At 74.7% G+C, this 24291-nt stretch carries 24 protein-coding genes; 12 read left to right on the top strand and 12 right to left on the bottom strand.

The window, feature by feature from the left end:
* Positions 1-1916, bottom strand: a 1916-nt coding sequence (locus tag ABT299_RS31040; protein WP_500252907.1) for a hypothetical protein, incomplete at its 3' end; no start/stop codon positions are given.
* Positions 1917-2042: 126 nt separating this feature from the next.
* On the opposite strand from ABT299_RS31040, the gene ABT299_RS31035 reads away from it, so the two are divergent.
* The gene (locus ABT299_RS31035) at positions 2043-3071 is read left to right on the top strand and encodes an EamA family transporter (RefSeq protein WP_500252906.1); all 1029 of its coding nucleotides are present in this window, start codon (positions 2043-2045) and stop codon (positions 3069-3071) included.
* A gap of 35 nt (positions 3072-3106) precedes the next feature.
* On the opposite strand, the gene ABT299_RS31030 is transcribed toward ABT299_RS31035, so the two are convergent.
* Entirely contained in the window at positions 3107-3877 is a 771-nt protein-coding gene (locus ABT299_RS31030) for an ABC transporter permease (protein WP_433135496.1), read from the bottom strand.
* Between the two features lie 42 nt (positions 3878-3919).
* The gene (locus ABT299_RS31025) at positions 3920-4867 is read right to left on the bottom strand and encodes an ATP-binding cassette domain-containing protein (RefSeq protein ID WP_500252905.1); all 948 of its coding nucleotides are present in this window, start codon (positions 4865-4867) and stop codon (positions 3920-3922) included.
* 99 nt (positions 4868-4966) lie between these two features.
* Between ABT299_RS31025 and ABT299_RS31020 the strand changes: the two genes are divergently transcribed.
* The 3 genes from ABT299_RS31020 to ABT299_RS31010 all read left to right on the top strand — a co-directional run bounded on the left by ABT299_RS31020 (position 4967) and on the right by ABT299_RS31010 (position 8295).
* Positions 4967-5671, top strand: a complete 705-nt coding sequence (locus tag ABT299_RS31020; protein WP_500252904.1) for a TetR/AcrR family transcriptional regulator — start codon at positions 4967-4969, stop codon at positions 5669-5671.
* A gap of 100 nt (positions 5672-5771) precedes the next feature.
* On the top strand, positions 5772-7184 hold the full coding sequence (locus tag ABT299_RS31015) for a hypothetical protein (protein WP_500252903.1): 1413 nt from the start codon (positions 5772-5774) through the stop codon (positions 7182-7184).
* Positions 7185-7323: 139 nt separating this feature from the next.
* Positions 7324-8295 (top strand): ARPP-1 family domain-containing protein, encoded by a 972-nt coding sequence (locus ABT299_RS31010; RefSeq protein WP_500252902.1) that lies wholly within the window; start codon positions 7324-7326, stop codon positions 8293-8295.
* Between the two features lie 186 nt (positions 8296-8481).
* On the opposite strand, the gene ABT299_RS31005 is transcribed toward ABT299_RS31010, so the two are convergent.
* A complete protein-coding gene (locus ABT299_RS31005; RefSeq protein ID WP_190856620.1) occupies positions 8482-8925 on the bottom strand; it encodes an acyl-CoA thioesterase in 444 nt (147 codons plus the stop codon).
* A gap of 182 nt (positions 8926-9107) precedes the next feature.
* Here ABT299_RS31005 and ABT299_RS31000 point away from each other — a divergent pair, with 182 nt between their 5' ends.
* Positions 9108-9467 carry a YybH family protein gene (locus tag ABT299_RS31000; RefSeq protein ID WP_500252901.1) on the top strand — a complete coding sequence of 120 codons (360 nt, stop codon included), beginning with the start codon at positions 9108-9110 and terminating at the stop codon, positions 9465-9467.
* A 124-nt stretch (positions 9468-9591) separates the two neighbouring features.
* Here the strand turns inward: ABT299_RS31000 and ABT299_RS30995 are convergent, their stop codons facing one another.
* Complete coding sequence (locus tag ABT299_RS30995; RefSeq protein ID WP_190856622.1) at positions 9592-10419, bottom strand: alpha/beta fold hydrolase; 828 nt, start codon at positions 10417-10419, stop codon at positions 9592-9594.
* Between the two features lie 208 nt (positions 10420-10627).
* Here ABT299_RS30995 and ABT299_RS30990 point away from each other — a divergent pair, with 208 nt between their 5' ends.
* The 5 genes from ABT299_RS30990 to ABT299_RS30970 all read left to right on the top strand — a co-directional run bounded on the left by ABT299_RS30990 (position 10628) and on the right by ABT299_RS30970 (position 16489).
* The gene (locus ABT299_RS30990; protein ID WP_500252900.1) at positions 10628-11908 is read left to right on the top strand and encodes an AI-2E family transporter; all 1281 of its coding nucleotides are present in this window, start codon (positions 10628-10630) and stop codon (positions 11906-11908) included.
* Positions 11909-11986: 78 nt separating this feature from the next.
* Positions 11987-13096 carry an ABC transporter permease gene (locus tag ABT299_RS30985; protein WP_500252899.1) on the top strand — a complete coding sequence of 370 codons (1110 nt, stop codon included), beginning with the start codon at positions 11987-11989 and terminating at the stop codon, positions 13094-13096.
* Positions 13093-13779 (top strand): ABC transporter ATP-binding protein, encoded by a 687-nt coding sequence (locus tag ABT299_RS30980; protein WP_190856624.1) that lies wholly within the window; start codon positions 13093-13095, stop codon positions 13777-13779. The genes ABT299_RS30985 and ABT299_RS30980 overlap by 4 nt, the downstream gene beginning before the upstream one ends.
* 36 nt (positions 13780-13815) lie before the next feature.
* A complete protein-coding gene (locus ABT299_RS30975) occupies positions 13816-14388 on the top strand; it encodes a TetR/AcrR family transcriptional regulator (RefSeq protein WP_387019019.1) in 573 nt (190 codons plus the stop codon).
* A gap of 181 nt (positions 14389-14569) precedes the next feature.
* Positions 14570-16489: a glycoside hydrolase family 3 protein gene (locus ABT299_RS30970; protein ID WP_500252898.1), complete on the top strand. Its 1920-nt coding sequence runs from the start codon at positions 14570-14572 to the stop codon at positions 16487-16489.
* A 171-nt stretch (positions 16490-16660) separates the two neighbouring features.
* On the opposite strand, the gene ABT299_RS30965 is transcribed toward ABT299_RS30970, so the two are convergent.
* On the bottom strand, positions 16661-17716 hold the full coding sequence (locus tag ABT299_RS30965) for an alpha/beta hydrolase (protein ID WP_190856626.1): 1056 nt from the start codon (positions 17714-17716) through the stop codon (positions 16661-16663).
* Positions 17717-17982: 266 nt separating this feature from the next.
* On the opposite strand from ABT299_RS30965, the gene ABT299_RS30960 reads away from it, so the two are divergent.
* On the top strand, positions 17983-18672 hold the full coding sequence (locus ABT299_RS30960; protein ID WP_500252897.1) for a phosphatase PAP2 family protein: 690 nt from the start codon (positions 17983-17985) through the stop codon (positions 18670-18672).
* Between the two features lie 84 nt (positions 18673-18756).
* Here the strand turns inward: ABT299_RS30960 and ABT299_RS30955 are convergent, their stop codons facing one another.
* Positions 18757-19506, bottom strand: coding sequence for an alpha/beta fold hydrolase (locus tag ABT299_RS30955; protein WP_500252896.1), 750 nt, complete (start codon positions 19504-19506; stop codon positions 18757-18759).
* Between the two features lie 81 nt (positions 19507-19587).
* Here ABT299_RS30955 and ABT299_RS30950 point away from each other — a divergent pair, with 81 nt between their 5' ends.
* Complete coding sequence (locus tag ABT299_RS30950; protein ID WP_500252895.1) at positions 19588-20574, top strand: helix-turn-helix transcriptional regulator; 987 nt, start codon at positions 19588-19590, stop codon at positions 20572-20574.
* Between the two features lie 45 nt (positions 20575-20619).
* Here ABT299_RS30950 and ABT299_RS30945 read toward each other — a convergent pair whose 3' ends face one another.
* The 5 genes from ABT299_RS30945 to ABT299_RS30925 all read right to left on the bottom strand — a co-directional run bounded on the left by ABT299_RS30945 (position 20620) and on the right by ABT299_RS30925 (position 24173).
* Positions 20620-21255, bottom strand: a complete 636-nt coding sequence (locus ABT299_RS30945) for a GNAT family N-acetyltransferase (protein ID WP_500252894.1) — start codon at positions 21253-21255, stop codon at positions 20620-20622.
* Between the two features lie 94 nt (positions 21256-21349).
* Positions 21350-22366, bottom strand: coding sequence for a YihY/virulence factor BrkB family protein (locus tag ABT299_RS30940; protein ID WP_500252893.1), 1017 nt, complete (start codon positions 22364-22366; stop codon positions 21350-21352).
* 16 nt (positions 22367-22382) lie between these two features.
* Positions 22383-22799, bottom strand: coding sequence for a DUF3618 domain-containing protein (locus ABT299_RS30935; RefSeq protein WP_387019001.1), 417 nt, complete (start codon positions 22797-22799; stop codon positions 22383-22385).
* The gene (locus ABT299_RS30930; protein ID WP_190856631.1) at positions 22796-23284 is read right to left on the bottom strand and encodes a phage holin family protein; all 489 of its coding nucleotides are present in this window, start codon (positions 23282-23284) and stop codon (positions 22796-22798) included. The genes ABT299_RS30935 and ABT299_RS30930 overlap by 4 nt, the downstream gene beginning before the upstream one ends.
* A gap of 97 nt (positions 23285-23381) precedes the next feature.
* Positions 23382-24173 (bottom strand): SDR family oxidoreductase, encoded by a 792-nt coding sequence (locus ABT299_RS30925; RefSeq protein ID WP_500252892.1) that lies wholly within the window; start codon positions 24171-24173, stop codon positions 23382-23384.
* Positions 24174-24291: the final 118 nt, after the last annotated feature.

Raw genomic sequence — 24291 nt, 5'->3', positions numbered from 1 at the left:
CCCGGCCACGCCGGGCCCTGGTCGAGCTTGGTGCGGAACGCGTCGGTGTCCAGCTGCGTCGCCGGGGCGTGCACGGCCGGCGGCTCGGGCTCCGAGGGCCACAGCGGCTCGCCCGCCCCGTCCCGCAGAGGCTCCGAAGGCCACCGCGGCTCCTCCGCCGGAGCGGGAGCGGGAGCGGGCGGCGGCTCCGGCGCGGAGTGCGGCGCAGGGGGCGGTGCCGGTTCCTGCCGGGACGCGGCGCGCGCCTCGGGTTCCGGCGCGGCGGGCGGCGGGGGAGGAGGCGGCGCGATCCGCGGGGGCGGGACGTCGGAGGACAGCGGGTTCGCCGGCGCCTGACGCTCCCCGTGCACCGCCGGAGACGGCGCGGGAGACGGCGGCGGAACCGACTCGGCCCCATGCGCCGCAGGCGGCGACACCGGCGGCGATACCGGCGCCTCCTGCGCGGGCTCCGGCACCGGCGCGACGGCCCGGTCCTCGCCCGAGGACGCCCGCTCGGCGGCCATGTGCGCGCGGGCCGCCTTGATGATGTCCCACGCCGACAGCTCGTCGGTGGACGGCGGGGAGTGCATCGCGGGCGACGTCAGCTCCGCCGCGACCGCCTGCGGCACCGCGAACCCCGACGCCGGCGGCGGCACCTGCGCCAGCCGGCACCACGTCAGCCCGATCGTGTAGGTGGTGGCCAGCAGCGCGGCGAGCGCGTCGGGGTCGTCGCGGCGCAGCGCGTCCGGCAGCCGCCCGTCGCGCGGCCACAGCGCCCGCAGCGGGTTGGCGGGGTCGCCGAGCACCGCCTGCAGCGTGCGGGCGCTGTCGGGGTCCAGCCAGCGCTGCAGCGCCGGCAGCGCGCCCGGCGCGGCCTGCAGGTCGGCGGCCAGCACCGCGATCCCCGCGCGGCGGACCTCGTCGTGGCTGCGGCCGCCGGGCACCGGACGCGGCCCGGTCAGCCCGTGCACGATCTGCTCCAGGTCGTACAGGGCCAGGCGCAGGTACTCGCCGGGCGCGGTGTCGCGGACCATCGGCGTGGCGAACTCGGCGGGGCAGCGGCGCCGCCACTCCTGCACGATCGCCTCCGGCCCGTACCGGACGGTCGCCATGTCCTGGTTGACCATCCGCAGCGACGCCGCGGTGACCGCGGCGAGCGCGTCGGCGCCGGGCCGGAACCGCGGGTCGGCCTGCAGGCCCGCCGCGACCTCGTACATCACCCGCGCGATGTGCGCGGCGCCGCCGCCGTCGCCGGCGCCGAGCCGGTGGATGTAGTAGCCGGCCAGGGTGCCGAAGTCGGGCGGCATCATCCAGTGCAGCCGGTCGGCGGAGGTGGTCAGGAACGGGATGAACGACTCGATCAGCGGGTGCTCGGTCAGCACCACCGGGGAGCCCGCGCACCACAGCAGCGCGCCCCACGCGGCGGCGATGGTGCTGGGCGTGCCGGGCTGGAACATCGGGTCGCGCTGGGCGAACTGCTGCGGGTCGACCGCGAGCGCGGTGGTGATGGCCTGGGAGATCCGCGCGACGACGGCGGTGTCGGGGACGGGCCCGAGGAACCCCAGCGGCGCGACCCGCCCGGCCGACAGGTCGGGGCCGGTCGGGTACAGCTGCGGCGGGACCGGCGGGGTGCCGGCGCCGCGCGGCGCCGGGACGGCGACGCGCCGGTCGGCGTGGTCGGGCGGGGGAGGGCAGGGGAACCAGGCGCCGTCCAGGCCGCACCGGTACCAGCGCCCCCACGCGCCGAACAGCCACCATTCCCCGGCGCCCCACAGCATCCGCGCGGCGATCTGCCCGGCCCGCTCCTGCGGCTGGGCGGTCCGCCACCACGGGGAGGCGACCAGCTCGCGCACGTTGCCCTCGACCGCCGCGAACAGGTCCGCGCTCGGGCCGCCTCCCGTCCCGCCGGGTCCCGCCCCGGCCCCCTGCCAGCTCACCCGGCGAATAGTAGTCCTCCCCGGCGGAGTGTCCGGCATGTCGTGTTCTGTCGGTCGCGTTCCGCCCTCCCTTTGTAATGAGCGTTATGGCACGATGCTCCTGAACGGTCGAGGGGAGGGGCGGCGATGGGCGTCGACGCGGCGGCGCGCACCCGCGCCCAGGGAGTCGCGCTGGCGGTGTTCTCCTCGGTGTGCTTCGGCGCGTCCGGCCCGTTCGGCAAGGCGCTCATCGAAGGCGGCCTGGACCCGCTGCAGGCCGTGTGGCTGCGCATCACCGTGTCGGCGCTCGCGCTGGTCCCGATCGTGTGCGCCGTGCGGGCCCGGCGCGGCGCGCGCTCCCTGCGCGCGCAACTGCGGCCCCACCTCGGGCGGCTGGCGGCCTACGGGCTGACCGGCGTCGCCGGATGCCAGGCCTGCTACTACCTCGCCGCGTCCCGGCTGCCCGTCGGCGTGGCGATCCTGCTGGAGTTCACCGGGCCGGTCATGGTGCTGGCGTGGCTGCGGCTGGTGCGCCGCGCGCCCGTGCACCGCACCGCCGCCGCCGGCGTCGCGGTCGCCATGGCGGGCCTCGCCCTGGTCGTCCAGGTGTGGACGGGCCTGAGCCTGGACCCGCTCGGGCTGGCCGCCGGGCTCGGCGCCGCCGCCTGCCAGGCGTCCTACTTCCTGCTGGTCGACCGCCTCGCCGGACGCGTCGACCCGCTGGTCATCACCACCGCCGGCAGCGTCGTCGCCGCGGCCGCGCTCGCCGCCCTCGCCGCGCCGTGGGCGCTGCCGTGGCGGGTGCTCTGCGACGCCGTCCCCGTCGCCGGGCGCACCGCGCCCGGCTGGGCGCTGGTCGCCTGGATCGCGCTGGTCAGCACCGTGCTGGCCTACCTGACCGGGATCGCCGGCCTGCACCGGCTGTCCGCGCAGGTCGGCGGCGCCATCTGCTACACCGAGGCGGTCGCCGCCACCCTCATCGCCTGGGCGGCGCTCGGCGAACGCCTCACCGCCGCGCAGACGGCCGGCGGCGCGATCGTCCTGACCGGCGCCTACATCGCCCAGCGCGCCGCCGTCCCACCCGACCGCCCGGCCGCCGCCATCGGGACCAACACCGGAAGCGCGGCCGGTGGCGGCGCGGTGCCCGCGGCCCGGCCCGCCGACGCCCCGAACTGACCTAAGGGCGCCAGCGGCCCGGGCCGCCGGACGGGTCAGGCGTTCTCCGCGCGGAACCGGCGGGCCCCCAGCCACACCGACACCACCAGCAGCACCACCGCGACCAGCGCGCCCTCGGCGACCGCCGCCGTCGCGTAGTCGCCGAGGAACGCCGCCCGCGCCGCGTCCACCACGTACCGGAACGGGGTGAACCGCGACACCGCGTCCAGCCAGCCCGGCGCCAGGCTCATCGGCAGCAGGATCCCCGACAGCAGCATCAGCGGCAGCGTCACCGCCGACAGCAGCGGCGCGAACGCGTCCTCGCTGCGCGTCCGCATCGCCAGCACGTACGACAGCGAGGCGATCGCGACCGCCAGCGACACCACGAACAGCAGCCCGACCGCGATGCCGCCCGCCGGCGCCCGCAGCCCCAGCGCCAGCCCGACCGCCACCAGCATCACCGCCTGCGCCGCCACGATGACGGTGTCGCGCAGCACCCGGCCCAGCAGCAGCGCGGTCCGGCTCACCGGCGTCACCCGCAGCCGCTCCACCACCCCCGACCGCAGCTCACCGATCAGCCCGAACCCGACGAACCCGGCGCCGAACAGCGCCAGCTGGATCAGCACGCCCGGCACGAACACCTGCCAGGCGTTGCCGGCGCCGAAACCGCGCACGTCCACCAGCCGCGACAGCAGCGGCCCGAACAGCACCAGGTACAGCAGCGGCTGCACCGCGCCGAACACCACCGCGACCTTGCTGCGCAGCGTCTGCCGCAGATACCGGCCGAACACCAGGCGGGTGTCGGCGGCCGTCCGTGCCAAGGACATCGAAGTCCTCCTTCGCTTCTCGGGGGATGGATCCGCCGCCGGTCAGGCGGCGTCGCGCAGGGAACGGCCGGTGACGGTGAGGAACACGTCGTCGAGGCTGGGACGGGACAGGTTCAGCGACGCCAGCTCCACCCCCGCGGCGTCCAGCGCCCGCACCAGGCTCATCAGCTGCCGCTCGCCGTCCTCGACGGTCAGCCGCACGCCGCGGCCGGCGACCACCGCCTCCCGCACCGACGGATGCCGCGACAGCGCCTCGCGCGCCGGCGCGCCGCCCGACGGGTCGGCGAACTCCAGGGTGACCACGTCGCCCGCGACGCGGCGCTTCAGCTCCGCGGGCGTGCCCGCGGCGACGATCCGGCCCCGGTCGATGATCAGCAGCCGGTCGCACAGCGCGTCCGCCTCGTCCAGGTAGTGCGTCGTCAGGAACACCGTCGTGCCGTCCCCGGCGCGCAGCGAGCGGACGTGCTCCCACAGGTTCCCGCGGCTCTGCGGGTCCAGGCCCGTCGTCGGCTCGTCCAGGAACAGCAGCGGCGGCCGGTGCACCAGCCCCAGCGCGATGTCCAGGCGCCGCCGCTGACCGCCCGACAGCGCCCCGCACGGCCGCCCCCGCAGACCCTCCAGCTCCAGCCGCGCGCACAGCTCGCCGATCCGCGCGGCGCGGTTCCGCACCCCGTACAGGCGGGCCTGCAGGTCCAGCTCCTCGCCGACCGGGACCGACGGGTCGGTGCCGCCGCCCTGCGCGACGTAGCCGATGCGGCGCCGCACCCCGCCCGGATCGGCGCGCAGGTCGCGGCCCGCGACCTGCGCGGTGCCCGCGGTCGGCGCCAGCAGCGTCGTCAGCATCCGCAGCGTGGTGGTCTTCCCGGCGCCGTTGGGGCCGAGGAACCCGACGATCTCGCCGGGCGCCACGGACAGGTCCACGCCGCGCACGGCCTCGACCGTCCCGTGCTTGCCGGTGAAGGTGCGGGCGAGCCCGCGTGCCTCGATCACGATGACCTCCGATGGGGGAACGACTCGCCAAGTAGAGTAACCACAAATTTTCAGTGGCACCAAGTTTTTACTTGCACCAGCGAAGGTAGGATTCCGGGCATGGGCAAGGAGATCGACCGGCGGCCCGGACCCGAGCCGGGGCTGCGCGAGCGCAAGAAGCGCGAGACCCGCCGCCGCATCGCCGACATCGCCACCGGGCTGTTCATCACCCGCGGCTTCGACAACGTCACCGTCGCCGACGTCGCCCGCACCGCCGACGTGTCGGTCAACACGGTCTTCAACTACTTCAGGACCAAGGAGGACCTGTTCTTCGACCGCCAGGGCGAGATGATCGAGGCCGCCGGGCAGGCGTTCCGCGACCGCCGCCCCGGCGAGGGCGTCGTCGCGGCGTTCCGCCGCCGCTTCTTCGAGGGCCTGGACGAGGGCGACTACCGGACCGCCTTCCACGAGGGCTCCGAGGTCTGGCTGAAGACCGTCCACGACAGCCCCGCCCTCACCGCCCGCATGCGCGAACTCGGCGAGCAGCTCAAGGACGCGCTCGCCGGCGTCCTCGCCGAGGAGACCGGCGCCGGCCCCGACGACATCACCCCCCGCGCCGCCGCCGCGATGATCTACGCCGCCCAGGGCGTCCTCATCGAGGAGATCGCCGCCCGCAAACGCGCCGGCGAGACCCTCAAGGAGATGCGCGACGACGTCTACGCCTCCGCCGCCCGCGTCTTCGGCATGCTGGAGCACGGCATCGGCGACTACGCCCCCAAACCCGCACCCGCCGACACCGGTACACGGCCAGGCGAGGACGCATAGCGCGGCACCAACGCAGGGATCGGGCGGCCACCGCCGGAAAAATGAGTGTCGAGGCACTCCGCGGCGTTCCTAAAATCCATGACTGCGGAGGCGATCAATCATGGACACCCCCACGCTCCTTGCCCACCTGCAGACCCACGACACCCCGCTCACCCTGCCCCGGGGCGGCACCCTGCGCTGGGACGACGCGGACCTGCACCGCGCCGCCCACGCCGCCGGCCCCGAGCACTACGCGCTGCTGGCCCTCGCCCCCGGCGCGCTGCCCTGGCAGCGCGCCCGCGTCCTGCTGCAGACCCTCGCCGCCTCCCAGGCCGGTCTCGACGACGCCACCCGCGACACCCTCGCGCGCCTCGCCCGCGTCCTGACGCTGGCGCTGCCGCCCGCGCACGTCATCACCGTCCTGCTCGCGCTGCGCCGGCTGCGCGCCAACCACAAGCACACCACCCGCACCGTGCTGCGGTTCGTGCTCGAGCACCCCGACGCCGACGCGCTCATCGCGGCCCGCCGCCCCGCACTGCTCGACTGCTTCGAGCACGCGCTCGGCAAGACCGCCGCCCGCGGCTGCGCCCGCCGCATCGACGACGGCGACACCGCCTCGGACTACCTGCGCCGCCGCCTGCTGCGCTTCCTCGCCGTCCCCGCCGCCGCGCCCGCCCGCGTCCAGGCCCTCTACGCCGCACCGCCCACCGCCACCACCGGCGGCCTCACCGGAACCGGAACCGCGGCGGGCAGCGGAACCACGCCCGGCACAGCGACCGGCACAGCGACCGGCCCGGTGCGGGCACTGCCCGACGAGCCCGCCCTCACCCTCGACCCCGCCCGCGAACAGCCCGCGACCGTCACCGCCACCAACCGCGGCGACATCGCCGCCACCCTGGTCCACCTGTACCGGGGCGGCCCCGCCGAGGACCTGTACGCCGCGCTCGGCCGCTACGTCGACGACGCCGCCCGCGCCTACCCCCGCTTCGCCGGGACCGTCGCGCTCGTCCTGGACGCCTCGGCGTCCATGCGCGGCTACGGCGAACGCGAATGGGCCGTGCTGTCGCAGGCCGCCGCGCTGCGGATGCTGCTGTCGCGCGTCTGCGACCGGCTCGAGGTCGTCGAGGTCGGCGGCGACGAACGCGCCCCCCGCGGCGCCACCGACCTCGCCACCGGCGTCCTGGACGCCCTCGCCGCCGGCCCCGACCTGGTCGCCGTCGTCTCCGACGGCTACGAGAACCGGTTCCCCGGCGACCTCGCCCGCGTCGCCGCCACCCTCCCGCGCGCCGGCGTCACCACCCCCGTGGTGTTCTGCCACGCCCTGTTCACCGCCGCCGACGACCTGACCCTGCGCCGACCCGCACCGTCCCTGCCGCAGCGCGGGTTCTGGCACCAGGACGACTTCACCACCCTGCTGCCCTGGATGTTCGCGCACTGCCCCGCGGGCCGCCCCTGGCTGCGCGCCGCCCTGCACGACCGCCTGGACGCCCTGGACCGGCAGGCCGCCGACCTCACCACCGCCCTCGCCGCCTGAACCGCCCCCCGAACCACCCGAACCACCCCCGGCCCGGAGGCCGCGCACGCCCTTGAGCGCGCTGCGCGCGCCTTGTACGCCGCCCGCGCGCGATTTCGGGGGAGCGGCCTCCGGCCGGCACGAATGAAAGGAGCACCGCATGACCGAGATGACGGCGCTCGACACGCTGCTGCCCGGCCCGCTCAGCCTCGCCGGGCACCGCCTCGGCACCCCGCAGCAGGCCGGCGCGCTCACCATGGTGCCGGTCTCCGGCCCCGCCCGCCCCGGCTTCGTCCCGCCCCGCACCGGGCTGAAGCTGTCGCGCGTCACCGGCTACGGACGCCTCGAACTGCGCAACGGCGCCGCCGACGGCGTCGCGATCGTCCCCCTGCACATCGGCTACGTCCAGGACGCCGCCCAGAACCACGCGCTGTGCCGGTCGGCGTTCCTGGCCCCCGGCCAGAGCCTGCTGTTCGAGGACGCCTGCTGCGTCCAGCAGACCCAGGGCGGCTACCTCACCGGACGCGACCAGTGGTTCTTCGTGCTCCCCGGCGAACTGCGCGCCCGCGCCCTCGAACTGCGCGACGTCCGCGGCTACGCCAAGCTGTGGGACGACATCGCCGAGCTCAACCACCGCTGCGGGCTGCCCCGCCGCGGCCACCTCGAGCAGATCCTGTCCCGCAAGCGGCCCGTCCTCACCCAGTTCCAGAGCCGCCTGGAACCCCAGCCCGGACAGGTCGGCGCGCTGTTCCTGGTCGCCGGGCGCTTCGCCGGCCTGGAGATCTGCCCCGACCCGCGCTACTTCGCCGAGATGTGGCCCGCCCTGGCCTGCTTCGCCTACGGCGTCGCCGCCTGGCGCGCCGAACCCGCGCCCGCCCCCGCCGTCCCCTACGACGCCGGCTCCCTCGCCGAACTGCGCGGCGCCCTGGACCGCGACCGCGCCGCCCGCCTCACCGACATCGCCCACCGGCTCACCGCCGCGGGCCTTGACGAACTCCGCGACCCCGTCCAGATGCGGGAGGAGGAACGCTACCTGGACCTGCGGCTGTCCACCGTGACCGGCCCGCACCTGGCCGGGCAGGTCGTCACCGACGGCGGCCGCGCCGTCTACGCCTCCCTGTTCGCCCGCTGACCGACCACCCCGCCCCCGCAGACCCGCCCCGCGGACGGCCCGCCCGGAACGGCCCCGCAAAAGGGGTTGCCCCGGGCGGCCCCCACCCAGTTGAATCGGACCCACGGGAACTGAGCCGGACCCATCAGGCGATAACCCGGATTCCAAATTCGGATCTCGCACGACGCTCGACACGTCGCAAAGCGATCACGAGCCTGACCCGGTGCCGGCCGCCTGTCCCGTCTCCTCCAGGTAGGGCGCGAGCGCCGCCCGCACGTCCCCCGGCATCTCCCGCTTGGACTTGGAGCGCGGGTCGACGAACACGTGCCGGACCTCGCCGTCGGCCATCAGCCGCCCGCCCACCACGAACCGCGGACGCACCACCATGCTCGTCGTCCCCAGGTGCGCGACCGGCATCTCCACGTCCACCAGGTCGTCGAACCGCGCGCCCTCCCGGTACCGGATCCGCGCCTCCGCCACCACCAGGTCGTAGCCCGCGCCCACCATCTCGTCCGGCCCGCACACCGCCGCCCGCCAGAACTCCGTGAGCGCCACGTCGTAGAAGAACAGGTAGTGGCCGTTGAACACCACGCCCTGCTGGTCGCACTCGCTGTACCGCACCCGCAGCTGATGACTGAAGATCTGCCCCATACCGCCACATCCTGCCGCACCGTGCGGCACCGGCGGGCGGTGGCGCCTCACCGGGAACCGGCGTCCCGATCCTCGCCAGCCATAACCAGGGCTTCTGGATTGCAGAAGAACCATCTGTTGGACTTCTGTACTGCGAGTGACCAGCATGGGAGGTGACACACCAGCCCACCAGGGAGGACACCATGGACGAGAAGGCCATGCGCCCCGAGGACATCACCCGCCTGTTCGTCGAGCGCTCCAACGCCGGCGACGCCGCCGGGGTCGCCGCGCTCTACGAGGAGGACGCCGTGCTGGCCTACCCGCCCGGCGCGCAGACCGTCGGCCGCGACGCGATCCGCGCGCTGTGGGAGAAGGTGCTCGCCGGGCGCCCGCACTTCGAGCCCGAGGAGCCGCTGCCCACCCTCGTCAGCGGCGACCTCGCGCTCACCTCCACCCCGCCCAAGGACGGCGCCGGCGCCCGCGCGCAGGTCGCCCGCCGCCAGCCCGACGGCAGCTGGCTCCGCGTCCTCGACCAGCCCGAGTTCGTGACCCCCCGCTGCTGACGAGCCCCGCCGTCGACGAGCCTGCCCGTGCCCGGGCCCGGCGCGGACGCCCGCGCCGGGCAAGCGCGGGCGCGGGCGCCGCGGCCGCGAGGCCGAGAAGCCCAGGCCGAGAACCTCAGCAGGCTCAGGAGGCCAGGAACTCCAGCAGGTCCCGGTTGAAGCGCTCCTTGTCGCCCGGCACCATCGCGATGCCGTGCGAGCCGCCCTCATAGACCTTCAGCGTCGCGTCCGGGATGATCTGCGCGGACTTGCGGCCGGTCGCGTCGATCGGGACGATCTGGTCGTCGTCGCCGTGCACGACCAGCGTCGGCACGTCGAACTTCTTCAGGTCGTCGGTGAAGTCGGTCTCCGCGAACGCCGTCGTGCAGTCCACGCCCGCCTTGATGCTCTCGTGCATCGCCATGAACCAGAACGCGTCCCGGTTGCCCTGCGTCACCTTGTTGCCCGGGCGGTTCGCGCCGAAGAACGCCTCCGAGCTGTCCTTCCAGAACTGCGACCGCTCCTTCAGGATCCCGGCCTTGATGTCCTCGAACACCTGCGCCGGGACGCCCTCGGGATTGGCGTCGGTCTTCAGCATCAGCGGCGGGATCGCCGACAGCAGCACCGCCTTGGAGACCCGGCCCGTGCCGTGCCGGCCGATGTAGCGGGCCAGCTCCCCGCCGCCCATCGAGTGCGCCACCAGCGTGACGTCCCGCAGGTCGAGGGCGCCGAGCAGGTCGGCGAGGTCGTCGGCGAAGGTGTCGAAGTCGTAGCCGTCCCACGGCTGCGACGAGCGGCCGTGCCCGCGCCGGTCGTGGGCGATGCCGCGGTACCCGGCGTCGGCCACCGCCTTCATCTGGTCCTCCCACGCGTCGGCGTTCAGCGGCCAGCCGTGGATGAACACCACCGGGGCGCCCGAGCCCCAGTCCTTGTAGTAGATCTCGTTGCCGTCGCGCGTCGTGACGAACCCCATCCCGTGAACCCCCAGAAGTATCGGTGCGTTCCGCGGGGCGTTCCCGGGCACGCGCGCCGCTACCCGGATCGCGGGGCAAGGCAGGGTCGACCTTTCTTTACACGCCCGCCCCGCGAGCACCGCGCCCGCCAGGCGCGGCGGCTGAAGTCTCGGCAAAGGCGGGCGCGTGCGGCGGGGAACGGGCCATGCGCGCGGCTAGCGTGCGGCCATGCCGCAGACGCCCGGCGACAGGCCCGCGTACGAGCCCGCCGACGTCCCGCCCGACGCGGCGTCCTCACCGCCCGCGCCTCCCGCGCCTCCCGCGCCTCCCGGCGCGGCTCCGGCCGGGACCGGCGGGGCCGGCCCGCGGCGGATGCCGCCGTGGCTGCCCCGGGCGTTCGCGCTCGCCGGCGTGATCACGCTGGCGTTCCTGGCGCTGCTGTGGCTGCTGGCACGGCTGCGCGGCCTGCTGCTGCTCGTGCTGGTCTCGCTGTTCCTGGCGTTCGCGATCGAACCCGCGGTGAACCGGCTGGCCGCCCGCGGATGGCGGCGCGGCGCCGCCACCGGGCTGATGTTCGTGGTGATCGCCGTGCTGCTCGCCGCCTTCGTCGGCGGCATCGGATCCCTGCTGGCCACCCAGACCAGCCACCTGATCAACGGGTTCCCCGGCTACGTACGGCACGTCATCGACTGGGTCAACGCCACCTTCGGCACCCGCCTGTCGCGCGACACCCTGTTCCAGCGGCTCCCGACGGTGACGGGCACGCTGTCGCGGCACGTGTCGGGCCTCGCGCAGAACGTGTGGGGGATCGGCACCACCGCCTTCGGAGTGATCTTCAAGGCGCTCGGGGTGCTGCTGTTCACCTTCTACCTGTCGGCGCAGGGCCCGCAGCTGCGCCGGACGGTGTGCTCGCTGCTGCCGCCGCACCGGCAGCGCGCGGTGCTGCGGGCCTGGGAGATCGCGATCGACAAGACCGGCGGCTACATCTACTCGCGCGCGCTGCTGGCGCTGATCTCCGCCGTCGCGCACTACATCGCGCTCGCCGGCCTCGGAGTGCCGTACGCGGTGACGCTGGCGCTGTGGGTGGGGGTGGTGTCGCAGTTCATCCCGGCGGTCGGCACCTACCTGGCGGGCGCGGTGCCGGTGCTGATCGCGCTGACCCGCTCGCCGTCGACGGCGCTGTGGATCCTGCTGTTCATCATCGCCTACCAGCAGATCGAGAACTACCTGCTGCAGCCCCGCATCACCGCCCGGACGCTGGACATGCACCCCGCCGTCGCGTTCGGCCTGGTGCTGGCCGGGGTCGCGGTCGCCGGACCGGTCGGGGCGCTGGTGGCGCTGCCGTTCGGCGCGAGCGTGCAGGCGTTCGCCGGCGCCTACGTCCGCCGCTACGAGGTGGAGGAGCACCCGCTGACCCGGACGACGCCGCCCCGTCGCGAGCGGCGGGCCTCGCGGCGCGCACCGCGGTGGGCACGGCGGTGGCTCGGGCGGCTCCGGCGCCGGAAGTGACCCCGATTTTGGCGACATCGTGTCGCCATCATATGGTTGGCGACACACTGTCGCCAACCATCCCTCCGGAGCCCCTCCGTGTTCCTCGCCCTCCGCGACCTGCGGTTCGCCCGCGGCCGCTTCCTGCTGATGGGCACCGTGATCGCGCTGATCTCGGTGCTCGCCGCCGTCCTCACCGGCCTGTCGTCCGGGCTCGTCGGCGACGGCGTGTCCGCGCTGCGCGCCATGCCCGTCACCCACTTCGCCTTCCAGCGCGGCGTCGAGGGGGACCTGTACTCGCGCAGCACCGTCCCCGCCGGCGACGCCGCCGCCTGGGCGGCGCGGCCCGGCGTCCGCAGGGCCGCCGCCTACGGCAACCAGCTCGCCCACGCCAAGAACGCCCGCACCGGCCAGGACCTCGACATCGCCGTGTTCGGCATGGAACCCGGCTCCTTCATCGCGCCCCGCCCCGCCGCCGGCCGCGCGCTCGGCTCCGTCCCCGACGGCGTGCTGATCTCCGCCCGCCTCGCCGACGACGGCGTCCGGATCGGCGACACCCTCCGCGTCGAGCGCAGCGGCGCCGCGCTGCCCGTCATCGGCACCGTCGGCGACCGGTCCTTCACCCACGTCGCCGTCGTCTACGCGCCGCTGCGCACCTGGCAGCGCGTCCACTACGGCCTTCCCGGCACGCCGCCCGCGCAGGCCTACCAGCAGGCCACCGCGATCGCCCTGGACGCCGCGCCCTCGGTCGCCGGCGGCGGGGACGCGCAGGTCCTCACCAAGGAGAAGTCCTACTCCGCCTCGCCCGGATTCGCCGCCGAGACCGCCACCATGACGCTGATCAAGGTGTTCCTGTACCTGATCTCGATGCTGGTCGTCGCCGCGTTCTTCGTCGTGTGGACCGTCCAGCGCCGAGGGGAGATCGCGCTGGTCCGGGCGCTCGGCGGATCCGCCTGGTACCTCGCGCGCGACGCCGTCGCGCAGGTGCTGGTCGTGCTGGTGTCGGCCACCGCCGTCGGCACCGCGGCCGGCGTCGGCATCACCGCCGGGCTGCACGCCGCGTCCCGCACCGTCCCCATCGCCCTGGAGGCCGCGCCGCTGGCGACCGCCGCCGGGCTGCTGATCGTCCTCGGCGTGCTCGGCACCGTCGCCGCCCTGCGCCGCGTCACCTCCGTCGACCCGCTCGCCGCCCTGGGAGGCCACCGATGACCGCCACCGCGACCCGCACCGGGCTCACCCTGTCCGGCGTCACCCTGCGCTACGGCGCCGGCGACACCCTCGTCACCGCCCTCGACGGCGTCGACCTCACCGTCGGGGCAGGCGAGGTCGTCGCCGTCGCCGGCCCCTCCGGCTCGGGCAAGTCCAGCCTCCTCGCCGTCGCCGGCGCGCTGATCACCCCCACCGAGGGCACCGTCGCCGTCGGCGGCACCGACGTCACCGCCGCCGCCCCCGCGCGCCGCACCGCACTGCGCCGCACCGGCATCGGCTACGTGTTCCAGTCCGCCAACCTGCTGCCCTCCCTCACCGCCCGCGACCAACTGCTGCTCGTCGCGCACCTGGGCGGGCGCGTCACCCGCGAGCACCGCGACCGCGCCGCCGAACTGCTGGACGCCGTCGGGATGACCGCCAAGGCGCACCGCCGCCCCCACGAGCTGTCGGGCGGCGAACGCCAGCGCGTCGGCATCGCCCGCGCCCTGATGAACCGGCCCGCGCTGCTGCTGGCCGACGAGCCCACCGCCGCCCTCGACCAGCACCGCGCCCGCGACATCGTCGCGCTGCTGGCCGAGCAGGCCCACCGGCGCGGCACCGCCACCGTCCTGGTCACCCACGACGAGGGCCTGCTCGGCACCGCCGACCGCGTCGTGCGCATCCGGGACGGCAGAATGAACTAGCCGCGCCCGCACCTCCCCGCCGCGGAAGGAGACCGCATGCCGAGGATCACCGCCCCGACCGTCGCCGAGCACCGCGCCCGCAGGCACACCGCCCTGCAGGCCGCCGCCCGCGACATCCTGCTCGCCGACGGCGCGCAGGCGGTGACCCCGGCGTCGGTCGGCGCCCGCGCCGGCCTCGCCCGCTCCAGCGTCTACAAGTACTACGGCTCCACCGGCGACATCCTCGCCCAGCTCGCCGCCGACGTCTTCGCCGACTGGACGGACCGGCTGCGCACCGCCACCGCCGCCGCCGAACCGGACGGCCCCGCCGCGCGGATCGCCGCCTACGTCCGCGGCCACCTGGAGTTCGCCCGCAGCGACGACCGCCGCGTCACCGACGCCATCGCCGCCGCCGGGCTGCCCCCCGCGTGCCTGGACTGGCTCGCCGACCGGCAGCGCGCCCTCATCGCGCCGCTGCGCGAGGCGCTCGCCGACCGCGGCGACCCCGACCCCGAGGCCACCGCCGCCCTCATCCTCGGCACCCTCGACGGCGCCGCCCGCCTCATCGACGCCGGACGCGACCCCGCCGCCGTCACCGACGCCGCCCTCGCCTTCATCACCCGCCCCTGACCCGCCCCTGACCCGCCGAGCCCCGTCACCCGCCCGGCGCGGCGGACGCGCCCCCTTTTACCCGCAGCAGGACGGACCCGGACCACATCGTCGACCATTGCCGTGGACGAGCCCGCCCCACCGGGTTAGCGTGCGAGCAGAACCTTGATCAATTAGCAGCTCGGGGGCGGAGGGAGCCGTCATGCACCTGCCCCGTACGCACCGTCCTCCCCGGCCCCCCGAGAGCGCGTCCCGCATCCGCGCACTCAGCATCCGCGCGCCCGGCACCGGCCGCGCCCGCCGCGCCGTCGCGGGACTGGCCGCCGGAGCGCTCGCCGCCACCGCGCTCACCGCCCCCCCCGCCCACGCCCAGACCACCGGACGCGACGCCGGCAAGGACCCCGCCCTCGTGCGGCTGCTGCGCTCGATGAGCCTGCAGGACAAGGCCGCCCAGCTGTTCGTCCTGCAGGTCTACGGAAAGAGCGCCGACACCGCCGACCCCGCCGACGTCGCCGCCAACCGGAAGCTGTACGGCGTCGACAACGCCGCGCAGATCGTCGCCCGCTACCACCCCGGCGGATTCATCTACTACGCCAACAACGTCGCCGACCCCGCGCAGCTCGCCGGGTTCTCCAACGGCATCCAGCGCGCCGCGATGGCCCAGCCGCACCGCGTCCCCGAGACCATCGCCACCGACCAGGAGGGCGGCATCGTCGCGCGCGTCCAGCCGCCCGCCACCCAGTCGCCCGGCAGCATGGCGCTGGCCGCCGGACGCAGCACCGGCGACGCCGGAGCGCTCGCCCGCATCACCGGGCGGGAACTGCGCGCCATCGGCGTGAACCAGGACTACGCGCCCGACGCCGACGTCAACATCAACCCCGCCAACCCCGTCATCGGCGTCCGCTCCTTCGGCTCCGACCCGGCACTGGTGTCGTCCATGGTCACCGCGCAGCTGCGCGGCTACCGGGACGGGGGAGTGACCGCCACCGCCAAGCACTTCCCCGGGCACGGCGACACCACCACCGACAGCCACACCGGCGTCCCCCGCATCGGCCACACCCGCGCCCAGTGGGAGACGCTCGACCTGCCGCCCTTCCGCGCCGCGATCGCCGCCGGCGCCGAGGCCATCATGACCGCGCACATCATCGTGCCGGCCCTCGACCCCTCAGAGGACCCCGCCACCCTGTCCAAGCCGATCCTCACCGGCATCCTGCGCGACCAGCTGCACTACCGCGGCGTCATCGTCACCGACGCCCTCGACATGCAGGGGGTCCGCGACAAGTACGGCGACGAGCGCATCCCCGTCCTCGCCCTCAAGGCCGGCGCCGACGTGCTCCTCAAACCACCCGCCGACGCCTCCGGGAACGGCGTGTTCGCCCGCCAGCTCGCCGCCGTCGTCGACGCCGTCAAGACCGGCGAGATCAGCGAACAGCGCCTCGACGCGTCGGTGTACCGGGTGCTGGCCCTCAAGAAGAAGCGCGGCCTGTTCCGCAGCCCCTACGCCGACACCTCCAGGGTCGGCCGGACCGTCGGCACCCCCGCGCACCTGGCCGCCGCGCAGCGCGCCGCCGACCGCACCACCACCCTGATCAAGAACGACGCCGGACTGCTCCCGCTGACGACCGGCCCCCGCAAGGTCCTCATCGCCGGATGGGGCACCGCCTCCACCACCGCCGGCCTCGCCACCGGCATCGCCGGGCACGGCGCCGCCACCACCGTCCGCAGCACCGGCCTCAGCCCCACCCCCGCGCAGATCGACGACGCCGTCACCGCCGCCAAGGACCAGGACCTCGTCGTCGCCGTCACCAACCGCGCCTGGGACGTCAGCACCGAACCCGGCCACCAGGGCCCCGGGCAGACGAACCTCGTCAAGGCTCTGGTCGCCACCGGCAAGCCCGTCGTCGTCATCGCCGTCCGCGACCCCTACGACATCGCCTACTTCCCCGAGGCCGCCACCTACCTGGCCACCTACTCCTACACCGCCGAAGCGCTGCGCTCGGCCGTCAAGGCCCTGTTCGGCGAGATCGACCCGCAGGGCAGGCTGCCCGTCGCCATCCCCACCCGCGACGACCCCGGCACCGCCCTGTACCCCTTCGGCCACGGCCTGACCTACCAGCACTGACCCTCGGACGCGGCCCCGGCTCGGGGCGCCCGGGCCTGACGGCGACGGCCCGGTTCCGGGGACGACAGCCGCAGTCGTCCCCGGAACCGGGCCGGGTTCAGCCTCTGCTCCTCGCGCGGCCCCGCCACAGCGTCAGGGCCCAGGCAGGCCCATGCGGCGGAGACCCCGAGGTCAGCGGTGCCGCGCGGTGACGGTCACCTGGTTGGCGCCGATCGCCTTCATCATCGTCGGCCAGATCTTGGTGGCCTCGCGGATCCACGCGGGCCAGTTGTGGCGGCCGTCGCCGTAGATGTCGGCGGTGTAGGGCACCTTCAGCTCGTCCAGGCGCTTCTTGAACTCCTGGTTGTCCGCGCCGACCGCGATCTCGCTCAGCAGGCCGATGTCCCACGGCGCCACGTTCGGGTCGCCCGGACCGGGCTTGCCGGTCGTCCCGGAGGAGAAGAACAGCTGCGTGCCGCGCAGCTTGTCGGCCAGCGCGTACGGGTCGTGGGCCGCCCAGTTGGCGTCGTCGGCCCACGGGATGCCCCAGATCGCGAACGGGTCCTGCCCGTTGCCGGCGTTGGTGAACATCAGCATCGCCGGCATCCCCGCCGACCGCAGCGACAGCGTGCCGCTCAGCGAGGCGACGTACTTGAACAGCCCCGGGTGGCGGGCGGCGTAGCTGTACGCGCCCTGCCCGCCCGAGGAGTTGCCGATCGCCGCGCGGACCGCGCCCGCGCCGTAGTTGCGCTCCATCAGCTGGCGCACCTCGGCGGTGTGGAAGGTCTCCCACTTGGGGGTCCCGCCCTTGCCGTAGTTGTACCAGTCGGTGTACGAGCCGTTCTCGCCCTCCGGCATCACGACCAGGACGTTGTACTTGGCGGCCCAGTCCTCGATGTCGGTGTTCTTGGTCCAGGAGGTGTAGTTGTCCTGGCCGCCGTGGAAGGCGTACAGCACCGGCCACGTCCGCGCCGAGCCGCGCGCCCAGTCGCCGGGCAGCAGGATCCGGGTCTTCACCGACTTGCCGAGCGCCGGGGACGAGATGGTGACGTCCACCTCGTGGTCGGCGACCTTGGTCTCCTGGGTGATCCGGGCGCCGTCGTCCGCCTTCACCGGCGCCGTGTCCGCCTGCGCAGCCCCGGCCCCCGCCGCGCCGATCCCGGCCACCAGTACCGTGGCGGCGGCCGCCGTCACCGAACGCCGCCAGTGGACGACCGTGGGTGCCGGACGGCGGACAGAGGGTGTCATATGCTCACCTTGCGGAACAGGCCCGACCCCCGTGGCCGCGCGACTTCCGCAGAGTGTGCCGCCGACCCGCCAAATGATCTACAAACCGGAGTAACAAAGAAAACTCCGCCTCACTGTAGATAAGTGAGTCATTCAGGGGGCACCGTGAGCACCCGGTGACACTCGGGTCAAATATGGCGATGAGGGACCGCGCGCGACGCCCGGGGGACCGGCATGTGAGCCAGGTCTCGGCGTGAGGGGTCCCGCGCATCGGGCAGGATCGAGGAATGCGGGCGCATCGGCCGGGGGGCGGTCGCGCCGACCGGCGGCGGCCCCGGGCACTGACGGCGGCCGCGGCCCTCGCCACGGCCGCGGCCGTCCTGGACGTGGTGGCCGACGGCCCCCTGCGCCACCTGGACCAGTGGGTGTTCTCCGCCGGCCTGCCGCCCCGCACCGGCGCCTGGCACTGGACGTGGCGGACGATCGTCAACGGCGGCCAGTACTGGATCGTCGGCAGCCTCGCGGGCGTCACCGCCGCGGCCGCCGCGTGGCGGCGCCGCAGCCTCCCGCTGCTGATCCGCGCGGGCCTGTGGCTGGCCTGCACCGAACTCGTCGTGCGGTCCGCGCAGGTGCTGTTCGCGCGGACCGCACCCCTGTACGGCGAGGACGAGCTGTTCGCCGCCGGGCACCTGTCGTTCCCGTCCGGGCACTCCGCCAACGCCGCCGCCTGCCTGCTGTTCATCGCCGCGATGGCCGGCGCCTCGCGCGGCTGGACGATCGCCGCGCACACCCTGGCCGCCCTGGTCGCCGTCGCCGTCGTCGCGCTCGGCTACCACTGGCCGACCGACGCGCTCGCCGGATGGGGGATCGGCACGCTGCTGGCCTGCGCCGCCCGCGTCCTGGTCGTGCCCGGCGAACCCGCCCGCGAAGGCCGCCGCCGCGCCGCGCCGGTCACCCCCGCCCCCAAAGACGCCTGACCCCGCCACCGCCCCGATCCTGACTCCGCCCCCGACCCGCCACCGACCCGACTCTGACCCCGCCTCAGCCTTGCCGCCTGGGCCTCACTCCGGACCGGCGGACTCGGCGAGCAGCGAGGCGAGCTCGCGCGGCTCGGACAGCATCGGCCAGTGCCCGGTCGGCAGCTCCCGGTACGTCCAGCCCGGCCCGGCCATCATGGCGAACACCGGATTGCCGCTGTCGGCCATCTGCCGCACCGCCGCGAGCGGGATCGTGCACAGGACGAGCGTGCGCGGCGTGCCCGGCAGCGGCTCGGGCCGCCGGAGCGGCTGCGTCACGGTCGCGAACGGCTGCGGAGTGCCGCGCCGCCGCATCTCGGCGAGCCGCTCGGCGCTCAGCCCCGCGAGGTTGACCGGGTCGATGTCCGCGTCGAACGCCGGCACCGGGATCGTCCAGCCATCACCCTCCTCGGCGACGGTCTTCTCCAACTCGGCGCGGTCGTCGGGGGCGCGGAAGTCGATGCCCGCCATCCCGGACGGCATCGGCCCGCTGTCGACGTAGACCACGCGCGAGACGCGGTCGTGGATCCGGTCGGCGGCTCCGGTGACCGCCATGTTCGCGCCGCTGTGCGCGACGAGGACCACCGGCCCCGGACCGGCGCTCTCCACCGCGTCGACGACGTCGGCGATGTGGGTCTCCAGGCCCACCTCCGGCGTCAGCTCGCCCGCCCGCTCGGCGAGCCCCGTCAGCGTCACCGGGAGCGCCTCGTGGCCCTCCTCCCGCAGCCCCGAGGCCACTTCCTCCCACGCCCACGCGCCCAGCCAGAACCCCGGAACCAATACGAACGTCGCCATGTCAGCGCCCTTTCCCTCGTTGGTGAGGTCAACGCTAGGCTCGATACCGGACAGAAACCGCCCGGATTAGTGGAGTGTCCCGTGTCACACCCGGCGCCGGACTCCGGCCGGTCCCACCCGACGACCCGCGTGCTGGCGATGCTCGAACTGCTGCAGGCCCACCACCGCATGACGGGGCCCGACCTGGCGCGCCGGCTCGGTGTCGACGAGCGCACCGTCCGCCGCTACGCCGCGCGCCTCGACGACCTCGGCGTGCCCGTCGTCGCCGAACGCGGCAGGCACGGCGGCTACCGCCTGATGCCCGGCTACAAGCTGCCGCCGCTGATGCTCACCGACGACGAGGCGGTCGCGGTCGTGCTCGGCCTGGTGGCCGGCCGCCGCCTCGGCCTGCCGGGACAGGCCACCGAGAGCGCGCTGGCCAAGGTGCAGCGGGTACTGCCCGCCGCGCTGCGCGACCGCGTCCAGGCGCTGCGCGAGACCCTCGGGTTCACCCTCGCCGCCCGCGACGCCGCCGCGCCCTCCACCGGCGTCCTGCTCACCCTGGCCGCCGCCGTCCGCGAGCGCCGCCGCGTCCGGCTGCGGTACCGGTCCTGGCAGGGCGCCGACTCCGAACGCGACCTGGACCCCTACGGCCTGGTGTTCCACTCCGGACGCTGGTACGCCACCGGCCACGACCACCGCAGCGGCGAGGTCCGCACCTTCCGCGTCGACCGGATCGCCTCCGCCGACACCGGCGGCACCGCGACCGGCGCCGCCTACGAGATCCCCGCCGGCGCCGACCCCGTCCAGCACGTGACGCGGTCGCTGGCCGGCGTCCCGTACGCGCACGAGGTCGAGGTGCTGCTGGAGACCACGCTCGAACAGGCGCGCCGGCGCGTCCCCGCGACCGTCGCCACCCTCACCGAGACCGCCGGGGGAGTGGTGATGACGACCCGCGCCGAGCACCTGGACGGCATGGCGCGGATGCTCGCCGGCCTCGGCTGGCCGTTCGTGATCCGGCGGCCCGCCGAACTGCGCGGGCACGTCCGCGACCTCGCCCGCCACCTGGACGAGCAGGCGGGCCGCTGACCGGCCGCGCCCGGCACGCCATCAGCCCGCCCCCGGGTACCGCCGTCAGTCCTGCTCGGGCTCGCCGCCGGAACCGTCCGGGCTGGAGCCGGCGGGCTCCTCCGAGCCGCCCGCGCCGCCGGAGCCGCGCGCCTCCCACTCGTCGCGCAGCATCGCGTAGACGACCTCGTCGGTCCACTCGCCCTTGACGAGCTCGTTCTGCACCAGGTGCGCCTCGCGCCGCATCCCGAGCCGCTCCAGCACCCGCGCGGACGCGGCGTTGCGGCCGTCCAGCCGGCCCACGATCCGGTGCAGCCCCAGGCCCTCGAACCCCAGCCGCAGCACCACCTCGGCCGCCTCCGTCGCGAACCCCTTGCCGTGGAAGGACGGGTTCAGGATGTAGCCGATCTCGCCCTGCCGGTGCTCGCGGCTGCGCCACTGCAGATTGACCTCGCCGACCAGATCGCCGGTCTCGCGCCACTCGACCGCCAGCACGAGCCAGTCGCCCTCCTTCTCCAGGGTCGCGGCGGCCATTTTCTCGCGCAGGAACGACCGCGATTCCTCCCGGTCACGCGGCTCCCAATAGAGGAAACGCGCCACTTCGGGAAGGGATTGGTAGGCGTAGAGGCTCTCCAGGTCGTCCTCTCGGAACGGACGCAGCGCCAGGCGCTCGGTCTCGATGGGAAAGGTGGGACGAAGCACGCGCCGATCCTATTCACCCGGCTCGCCGTTCGGCGACCCGTGGTTCCCCGGTAACCACCCGGTCGGCCGCCCGCCGTCCGGCCGTCACCCCGGGTCAGGAGCGGGTGGCGCCGTGCCGGCCGTCCCGGCCGCCCGCATTCTCATCGGCGTCCCGGCCGCCCGCGACGCCGGTCTCGCGTTTCTCCTCCTCGCTGAACCCGCGGGTGTCGCGGAATTCGACATACGGTTCCGCTCCCGCCGGCCGCCCGGCGGCGATGGCGCGGCCGCGCTCCAGTTCGGCGTTCATCTCCGCGCCCAGCAGGATCGCCAGATTCGTGACCCACAGCCAAACCAGGAAGATGATGATGCCGGCGAGGCTGCCGTAGGTCTTGTTGTAATTGGAGAAGTTCGTCACGTAGGCCGCGAACACCCCGGACGCCACCAACCACAGCAGGATGGCCAGCACGCCGCCCGGGGTGACCCAGCGGAAACCGCGCTTGGCGTTCGGCGCCGCCCAGTACAGCAGCGCGAACAGGAAGCTGACGACGATCAGCATCACCGGCCACTTGACGATGTCCCAGACCGTCACCGCGGTCGAGCCGAGCCCGAGCAGGTCGCCGGCCTTGCGGGCGAGCGGACCGGACACGATCACCGCGATGACCGACACCGACAGCAGCACCAGCGTGACGATCGTGACGCCCACCCGCAGCGGCAGCGTCTTCCAGATCGGCCGCCCCTCGGGGATGTCGTAGATGGCGTTGGACGCCCGCATGAACGCCCCCACGTACCCCGACGCCGACCAGATCGCGGCCAGGATGCCGACGATCGCGGCGACGCCCGCCCCGGCGCGGTTGTTCTGCAGCTGCGTGAGCGCGCTGACCAGGACGTTCTTCACGGCGCCCGGCGCGATCCCGTTGAGGTTGTCGATGAGGTCGCTGGTGACCGACTTGCCGCCGAGCCCGACCAGCGACACCACCACCAGCATCGCCGGGAAGATCGACAGGATGGCGTAGTAGGTGAGGGCGGCGGCCCAGTCCGACAGGTTGTCGCGCTGGAACTCGCCGGCGGCGCGCTTGGCGGCGCGCACCCACGAGGTGACGGGCAGATCGGTGGGCGCGGAGGGCCTGCGCATTTCCGGGGGTCCTCTCTCAGCGTGCCAGCGGTCCGCGGCCGGTCCGGCGCACGCGGATCGGGGCGCGCTGCGCCCGCCGCACCCGGACCTGCACCGGCGCGTTGCGGATCCGGCGGCGCAGCCGTGCCTGCGCGGTGCGGCGGCGCCGCATCCACACCGTCAGCGCCGCGACGGCGCCCGCCGCGGCGACGGCGGCGCCGCCCTGCGCGGCCCTGGTCCGCGCCTGCCGCGACGCGACGACCTGCCGGGCGCGCAGCATGCGCTCGCGGGCCATCTCCTTGGCCTGGTCGGCCCGGTCGCGGGCCATCGCCTTGACATCGGCCTTGGCCGCCAGCGCCTCGACGGTCTCCCCGAGCTCCTGGCGGGCCCGGTCGACCTCCTGGCGCAGCTCCTCGGTGCCGGCGTCGGCGCCGTGCCTGCCCTGGGTGGTCATCGGTGCGTCGCCCTCTCCTTCAGGTCGTGGACGGTCATGCGCGCCTCGTCCATCGCCCGTTCGGGTTTGGCGGGCGTCGCCCGCTTGGTCTGCGCCATGCCGAGCAGCGCCAGCACGCCCGCGGCCGCCACCAGCGCGCCGCCGACGATGAGGGCCGACGCCCACACCGGCAGCACCAGCGCGATCGCGGCGATCACGGCCGTGAGCAGCGCCGCCGCCCCGAACAGCGCGACCAGCGCCGCGCCGCCGAACATGCCGGCGCCGGTGCCGGCGTGCCGGCCCTTGTCCTTCAGTTCCGCCACGGCGAGCCGCAGTTCCGCGCGCATCAGCTCCGAGACCTGCTGCGTCGCCTGCCGGACGAGCTCGCCCGTCCCGGCCTCGCTCCTGTGCCCGTCGTGGACCGCGGGCGCGCGTCCGGCGTCCTGCCGGGACGCCCCGGTGATGTCGGCGGCGCTCCGGCCGTCGTGTGTCCGCAGGGTGCTCATGGCCTCAGGCCCCCTCCGCGTGCCGTCGTTTCGAAGCCTGCGGCAGACCCGTTCCCCCTGGTGGGGACCTAAACGTGGGACGCGGCGCGCCGGGCCCCTAGCCGCGGCCGACGAACGAGGGCATCGCGGTGGCCATCACCGTCATGAACTGCACGTTGGCGTCCAGGGGCAGGCCCGCCATGTACAGCACGGCGTCGGCGACGTGCCGGACGTCCATCACCGGTTCAGGCCTCACCGACCCGTCGGCCTGCAAGGTGCCGGACCCGAACCGGCCGGTCATCTCCGTCGCGGCGTTGCCGACGTCGATCTGCCCGCACGCGATCCGGTGCGGGCGCCCCTCCAGCGACAGCGTCTTGGTGAGGCCGGTGATCGCGTGCTTGCTGGCGGTGTAGGCGGCCGACATCGGGCGCGGGGTGTGCGCCGACAGCGACCCGTTGTTGATGATCCGGCCGCCCCGCGGGTCCTGCTCCTTCATCAAGCGGAACGCCTGCTGGGCGCACAGGAACGCGCCGGTGAGGTTGGTGTCGAGGACGGTCCGCCACTCGCGGTGCGAGAACTCCTCGACCGGCTGCGGCGCGCCGAACACCCCGGCGTTGTTGACCAGCAGGTCCAGCCGTCCCCAGCGCTCGGCGACGGCGCCGAACAGCGCCTCGACCGACGCGGGGTCGGTGACGTCGGCGGGGACGGGCAGTGCCCGGTCCCCGGCGTCGCGGGCGCGCGCGGCCGTGTCCGCGAGCGGTGCGGCGCGGCGCCCCGCCAGGGCCACCCACCAGCCGCGGTCCAGCAGGGCGACGGCGACGGCGGCGCCGATGCCCGAGCCCGCCCCGGTGACGAGCGCGACCGGTTCCCCGCCGGGCTTCCGGCCGGGGCCGGTTTCATGATCGGACACGGGTCGAGCCTCCCCCGTCGACGTCTCACATGTCAAGATCGGCGTTCACGATACGGATGCACTCCGGTGAACCGCCACATCGCGGTCACCGCCGGCGCCGCGCCCGGCCCGCGTCCGG

The sequence above is a fragment of the Spirillospora sp. NPDC000708 genome (assembly GCF_040299565.1).
Lineage (GTDB): Bacteria > Actinomycetota > Actinomycetes > Streptosporangiales > Streptosporangiaceae > Spirillospora.
The sequence above is the reverse complement of the archived record's forward strand: the minus strand, read 5'-3'. Positions and strand labels throughout refer to the sequence as shown.

Bases quoted from the DNA above. Each gene is read 5' to 3' on its own strand.
- ABT299_RS31035 (WP_500252906.1), top strand. From the start codon at position 2,043: ATGGGCGTCGACGCGGCGGCGCGCACCCGCGCCCAGGGAGTCGCGCTG.
- ABT299_RS31030 (WP_433135496.1), bottom strand. From the start codon at position 3,877: ATGTCCTTGGCACGGACGGCCGCCGACACCCGCCTGGTGTTCGGCCGG.
- ABT299_RS31020 (WP_500252904.1), top strand. From the start codon at position 4,967: ATGGGCAAGGAGATCGACCGGCGGCCCGGACCCGAGCCGGGGCTGCGC.
- ABT299_RS31015 (WP_500252903.1), top strand. From the start codon at position 5,772: ATGGACACCCCCACGCTCCTTGCCCACCTGCAGACCCACGACACCCCG.
- ABT299_RS31010 (WP_500252902.1), top strand. From the start codon at position 7,324: ATGACCGAGATGACGGCGCTCGACACGCTGCTGCCCGGCCCGCTCAGC.
- ABT299_RS31005 (WP_190856620.1), bottom strand. From the start codon at position 8,925: ATGGGGCAGATCTTCAGTCATCAGCTGCGGGTGCGGTACAGCGAGTGC.
- ABT299_RS31000 (WP_500252901.1), top strand. From the start codon at position 9,108: ATGGACGAGAAGGCCATGCGCCCCGAGGACATCACCCGCCTGTTCGTC.
- ABT299_RS30995 (WP_190856622.1), bottom strand. From the start codon at position 10,419: ATGGGGTTCGTCACGACGCGCGACGGCAACGAGATCTACTACAAGGAC.
- ABT299_RS30990 (WP_500252900.1), top strand. From the start codon at position 10,628: ATGCCGCAGACGCCCGGCGACAGGCCCGCGTACGAGCCCGCCGACGTC.
- ABT299_RS30980 (WP_190856624.1), top strand. From the start codon at position 13,093: ATGACCGCCACCGCGACCCGCACCGGGCTCACCCTGTCCGGCGTCACC.
- ABT299_RS30975 (WP_387019019.1), top strand. From the start codon at position 13,816: ATGCCGAGGATCACCGCCCCGACCGTCGCCGAGCACCGCGCCCGCAGG.
- ABT299_RS30970 (WP_500252898.1), top strand. From the start codon at position 14,570: ATGCACCTGCCCCGTACGCACCGTCCTCCCCGGCCCCCCGAGAGCGCG.
- ABT299_RS30965 (WP_190856626.1), bottom strand. From the start codon at position 17,716: ATGACACCCTCTGTCCGCCGTCCGGCACCCACGGTCGTCCACTGGCGG.
- ABT299_RS30960 (WP_500252897.1), top strand. From the start codon at position 17,983: ATGCGGGCGCATCGGCCGGGGGGCGGTCGCGCCGACCGGCGGCGGCCC.
- ABT299_RS30955 (WP_500252896.1), bottom strand. From the start codon at position 19,506: ATGGCGACGTTCGTATTGGTTCCGGGGTTCTGGCTGGGCGCGTGGGCG.
- ABT299_RS30940 (WP_500252893.1), bottom strand. From the start codon at position 22,366: ATGCGCAGGCCCTCCGCGCCCACCGATCTGCCCGTCACCTCGTGGGTG.
- ABT299_RS30935 (WP_387019001.1), bottom strand. From the start codon at position 22,799: ATGACCACCCAGGGCAGGCACGGCGCCGACGCCGGCACCGAGGAGCTG.
- ABT299_RS30930 (WP_190856631.1), bottom strand. From the start codon at position 23,284: ATGAGCACCCTGCGGACACACGACGGCCGGAGCGCCGCCGACATCACC.